Consider the following 5,409-nt stretch of genomic DNA (forward strand, 5'->3'; position numbering starts at 1 on the left):
CGGAGCTGGCGGCGTTGAAGGAGAACGTCGAGCGGGCCCACGCCACCGACGACGTCACCTTCTCCTTCGAGGACACCGTCCACATCAACGGCTCCGCCAAGGACGCCTACGACTTCGTCAACGAAGCCGGACTCTGGCCCGAACGCCTCCCCCACGTCGCGACCGTCCACCTCACCGAGGACACCCCCGGCCTCCAGACCCTCACCATGGACACCCGCGCCAAGGACGGCAGCACCCACACCACCACCTCCCACCGCGTCACCTTCCCCCACCACAGGATCGCCTACAAACAGACCACCCTCCCCGCCCTCATGACCCTCCACACCGGCCTGTGGACCTTCACCGACACCGACACCGGCACCACCGCCACCTCCCAGCACACCGTCACCCTCAACACCGACAACATCACCCGCATCCTCGGCCCCGACGCCACCACCCAAGACGCCCGCACCTACGTCCACACCGCCCTCTCCACCAACAGCACCGCCACCCTCAACCACGCCAAGGACCACGCGGAGAAGAAGTACTGACATGGCAGCGGACCACCGGGACGCGGCCCAGGACACCGCGCAGGCGCTGAGGACCGATGTCCTGGTGGTCGGGGCCGGCCCCGCCGGACTCATGCTCGCCTGCGAGCTCAGGCTCGGCGGGGCCGAGGTGCTGGTCCTCGACGAGCGCCCGGGGCCGACCACCGAATCGCGGGCCAGCACCCTCCACGCCCGCACCATGGAGATCCTCGACAGCCGCGGTCTGCTGGACGTGCTCGGCACACCCCCGTGCGAGCCGCGCGGCCACTTCGGCGGCATCGGGCTCGACCTCACCCTGCCCAGCTCCCACCCCGGCCAGTGGAAGGTGCCCCAGCGCCGGACCGAGGAGATCCTCCAGGACAGGGCAGCCGCGCTCGGTGCCGGTCTGCGCCGGTGCCACCGGCTGACCGGGCTGAGCGCGGGCACCGACGAGGTGACGGCCGACGCCCTCGGACCGGACGGCCCGGTCCGGGTCTCGGCCCGCTACCTGGTCGGCTGCGACGGCGAGGACAGCACCGTGCGGCGGCTCGTCGGGGCCGCCTTCCCCGGCAGCGACGCCCGGCGCGAACTGCTGCGCGCCGACGTCTCCGGAGTCCGGACAGCAGACCGGCGCTTCCAGCGGCTGCCCGACGGCCTGGCCATCTCCGCCACCCGCGACGGCGTCACCCGGGTGATGGTGCACGAGTTCGGCAGGCCGGTCGGACGGCGCTCCGGCGCACCGGAGTTCGCGGAGGTCGCCGATACGTGGAAGCGGGTCACGGGCGAGGACATCAGCCACGGTGTCCCGCTGTGGATCAACGCCTTCGGCGACTTCGACCGCCAGCTGGAGCGGTACCGGCACGGCCGGGTCCTCTTCGCGGGGGACGCCGCCCACCAGCAGATGCCCAGCGGCGGTCAGGCCCTCAACCTGGGCGTGCAGGACGCCTTCAACCTCGGCTGGAAGCTGGCCGCGGAGGTCCGGGGCGACGCCCCCGAAGGACTGCTGGACAGCTATCACACCGAGCGCCACGCCGTCGGCGCCGACGTCCTGGCCAACATCCGGGCACAGACCCGACTGCTGCTCGGCGGACCGGAGATCGAACCGGTCCGCGCCGTGCTCGCCGGGCTGGTCGCCCTCGACGACGTACGGATCCGGCTGGCTGGGGCGGTCAGCGGACTGTCCGTGCGCTACGACCCGGCGGAGGGCGGCGGCCACCCGCTCTCCGGGCTCCGCCTGCCCCCGGCCGAGCTGACGCGCACCGGCGCGGGGAGTGGTGCCGCGATCCGCACACCGGAGCTGCTCCGCGACGGCAGAGGCCTGCTGCTCGACCTCGGCGCCGGGGCGGACGGCGCCCCCGCGTGGGGCGCCCGGGTCGAGCGGGTCACCGCACGGCCCGCCCCCGGCTCCCCGCTGACGGCCGGGGACGCACTGCTGGTGCGGCCCGACGGATACGTCGCCTGGGCCGGCCGGAGCACCGGCGACCCGTCCCTGCGCAGCGCACTGCGCCGCTGGTTCGGGGAGCCGGACCGTACGCGCACAGCCCCGCACCACTCCACCGAAACCGCTGCCGAGCGCTGAGACGACGGCAGGAACCAGGAAGGCACATCCATGGATGCCGACGTCACGGACGCCGACGTAATCATCGCCGGCGCGGGGCCCACCGGGCTCATGCTGGCAGGGGAGCTCCGGCTGGGAGGCGCGGAGGTCATCGTCCTCGAGACCCTGGAGCGCCCCACCGGGCAGTCCCGGGGGCTGGGCTTCACCGCGCGCGCACTGGAGTCCTTCGACCAGCGTGGTCTCGTCCCGCGCTTCGGCGGACTGGAGACCAGTCCGATGGGCCACTTCGGCGGGGTGCAGTTCGACTTCACCGCACTGGAGGACGCCCACTTCGGGGCGCGCGGCATTCCGCAGTCCAGGACCGAGGCGGTCCTGGAGGAGTGGGCCCTGGAACTGGGCACGGACATCCGGCGGGGCTGGGAGCTGCTCGATCTCTCGCAGGACGCGGACGGGGTCACCGTCACCGCGGACACCCCGGACGGCGAGCGCCGGCTGCGCGCCCGCTACCTGGTGGGCGCCGACGGCGGGCACAGCCTCGTCCGCAGGACCGCCGGCTTCTCCTTTCCCGGCACCGACGCCACCCGCGGCATGTACCTCGCCGACGTGGTCGGCTGCGCCATCCCCCCGCGGTTCCTCGGCGAGCGGGTCCCGGCCGGGATGGTGATGGCCGCGCCGCTCGCCGAGGGCGTGGACCGGATCATCGTGTGCGAGCACGGCGCCCCGCCCGCGGACCGGAGCACGACGCCGGACTTCGCGGAGGTCGCGGCGGCGTGGAAGCGGCTGACCGGGGAGGACATATCCGGCGGCAGCGCCGACTGGGTCAGCTCGTTCACCGACGCGACCCGGCAGGCGAGCGAGTACCGGCGAGGCCGGGTGCTGCTGGCCGGCGACGCCGCGCACATCCACCTCCCGGCCGGCGGGCAGGGGCTGAGCACCGGGGTCCAGGACGCCGTCAACCTCGGCTGGAAGCTCGCCGCGGTGGTGCGCGGCTGGGCGCCGGACGGCCTGCTCGACACCTACCACGGTGAGCGGCACCCGGCCGGCGAGCGTCTGCTGGCCAACACCCTCGCGCAGGGCACGGTCTTCCTCGGCGGCGCCGAGTCGGAGCCGCTGCGGGCCCTGTTCGCCGGTCTCATCGAGCTCGATCCGGTCAAGCGGTTCCTCGCCGGGGTGGTCAGCCACCTCGACGTCCACTACGACCTGGGAGAGGGCGGGCACCCGCTGCTCGGACGCCGGCTGCCCCCGCGCGTCCTGACGACGGCGTCCGGCCCGGTCGGCACGCCCACGCTGCTGCACTCGGCACAGGGGCTCGTCCTCGACCTGGCCGACGACCCCGGCGTACGGGAGGCGGCGGCCGGCTGGAAGGACCGGGTCTCCCTCGTCACCGGAGTCCCCCAGGACCCCGACGCCTTCGCGGGCGCCCCGGCCATGCTGGTCCGTCCCGACGGCTATGTCGCCTGGGCGGGCGCGGACCCCGCGGAGCTCGGCGAGGCCCTGCACCGCTGGTTCGGCACCCCTGCCTGACCGTTCCCCGCCCGGCCACCCCTACGAGGAGGAGACCATGAGCCGGTCCCGACTGCTCACCCGTACCACCCGGGGCGTGCGGTGAACGCCCCGGCGGCCGCGCCGGCCACCGGGACGGCGATGTCGCCCGGCGTCCGGCCGGTCGTCCTGGAGGCCGGTCCCTGCCGTCTCTCCGCCCTGATCGCCCAGCCGCAGGGCACGCCGCGGGCGACCGTCGTCGCGGTGCACGGCGGCGGGATGCGGGCGGGATACTTCGACGGCCAGGCCCATCCCGACGTCTCGCTCCTCTCGCTCGGCGCCGCTCTCGGCTACACGGTCGTCGCGGTGGACCGGCCCGGATACGGCCTGTCGGCGGCCCATCTGCCGTACGGACAGGACCTGTCGGGGCAGTCCGAGTCGCTGGGGGCCGCGCTCGCCCACCTGGCCGGCCGCTACCCGACCGGGGCCGGGGTCTTCCTCGTCGCGCACTCCTTCGGCGGGAAGCTCGCCCTCACCTACGCCGCCGGACAGGCGGCCCGGGACGACGGTGCGCCGCCCCTGCTCGGGATGGACGTCTCGGGCTGCGGCCGGGACTACGCGGTCGACACGGGCGACCTGCGCGACCCCCACCAGCACGGCCACTGGAAGCGGAACTGGGGCGCGCTGCGCTTCTATCCGCCGAACACCTTCCGTGACGCCGCCGCCCTCGTCGCGCCGATGCCGGTGCGGGAGCGGGCGGAGGCGGCGCGCTGGCCGGCGAGCTTCACCGCGGCCGCCGCCCGGGTCCCGGTCCCGGTCCGGCTCACCTTCGCCGAACGCGAACTCTGGTGGCGGCACGGCGAGGAGGAACTGGCCGAGCTGGCGGGTCTGTTCACCGCCTCGCCCTTCGTCACCGTCGACCGGCAGCCGGAGGCGGGCCACAACATCAGCCTCGGCTGGGCCGCCCGCTCCTACCACCTGCGGGCCCTGGCCTTCCTGGAGGAGTGCCTGGCCCGCGCGGGGGCGCCGGCCTGAATCCCGTACGGCCCCCGGGAGGGCATCCAGACCCCGGCACCCGCTGCCCCGCGCCACCGCCGCCACAGACAGGAGACCGCACATGCCGCCCGCGACATCCGAAGCACTGACCGAACGGCTCACCGCACTGGAGTCACGCAAGGACGAGGCCCGGCACGGGACGGACCCCCGTGCCACCGAACGCCAGCACGCCAAGGGCAAGCTGACCGCGCACGAGCGGATCGAACTGCTCCTGGACAAGGGCAGCTTCTCCGAGGTGGAGGCGTTGCGCCGGCACCGGGCGACCGGCTTCGGCCTGGAGGCGAAGAAGCCGTACGGGGACGGTGTGGTCACCGGCTGGGGCACGGTCGAGGGCCGGACGGTCTTCGTCTACGCGCACGACTTCCGGATCTTCGGCGGGGCGCTGGGCGAGGCCCACGCCACGAAGATCCACAAGATCATGGACATGGCCATCTCGGCCGGTGCTCCGCTGGTCTCGCTGAACGACGGCGCCGGTGCCCGTATCCAGGAGGGTGTCTCCGCGCTCGCCGGGTACGGCGGGATCTTCCAGCGCAACACCCGCGCCTCCGGCGTCATCCCGCAGATCTCGGTGATGCTCGGCCCGTGCGCGGGCGGCGCTGCCTACAGCCCGGCCCTCACCGACTTCGTCTTCATGGTCCGTGAGACCTCGCAGATGTTCATCACCGGCCCCGACGTGGTCAAGGCGGTCACCGGTGAGGAGATCACCCAGAACGGCCTCGGCGGGGCCGACGTGCACGCCGGGTCGTCGGGCGCGGTCCACTTCGTCCACGACGACGAGGAGACCTGCCTGGCGGAGGTCCGCTACCT

General features: G+C 73.9%; 5 protein-coding genes. All 5 read left to right on the top strand.

Annotated elements, in window-relative coordinates; all coding sequences use genetic code 11:
- Positions 1-530: aromatase/cyclase (locus B9S57_RS10745; protein ID WP_181011312.1), on the top strand; the 530-nt coding region annotated here is incomplete at its 5' end.
- Position 531: 1 nt separating this feature from the next.
- Positions 532-2,085, top strand: coding sequence for an FAD-dependent monooxygenase (locus tag B9S57_RS10750; protein ID WP_103515324.1), 1,554 nt, complete (start codon positions 532-534; stop codon positions 2,083-2,085).
- A 30-nt stretch (positions 2,086-2,115) separates the two neighbouring features.
- Entirely contained in the window at positions 2,116-3,588 is a 1,473-nt protein-coding gene (locus B9S57_RS10755) for an FAD-dependent monooxygenase (RefSeq protein ID WP_103515325.1), read from the top strand.
- Between the two features lie 120 nt (positions 3,589-3,708).
- Positions 3,709-4,581 (top strand): alpha/beta hydrolase, encoded by an 873-nt coding sequence (locus B9S57_RS10760; protein WP_103515326.1) that lies wholly within the window; start codon positions 3,709-3,711, stop codon positions 4,579-4,581.
- 82 nt (positions 4,582-4,663) lie between these two features.
- Positions 4,664-5,409: carboxyl transferase domain-containing protein (locus tag B9S57_RS10765; RefSeq protein WP_308457393.1), on the top strand; the 746-nt coding region annotated here is incomplete at its 3' end.

Source organism: Streptomyces sp. SM10 (genome assembly GCF_002910915.1).
In the GTDB taxonomy this organism is placed as follows: Bacteria; Actinomycetota; Actinomycetes; order Streptomycetales; family Streptomycetaceae; genus Streptomyces.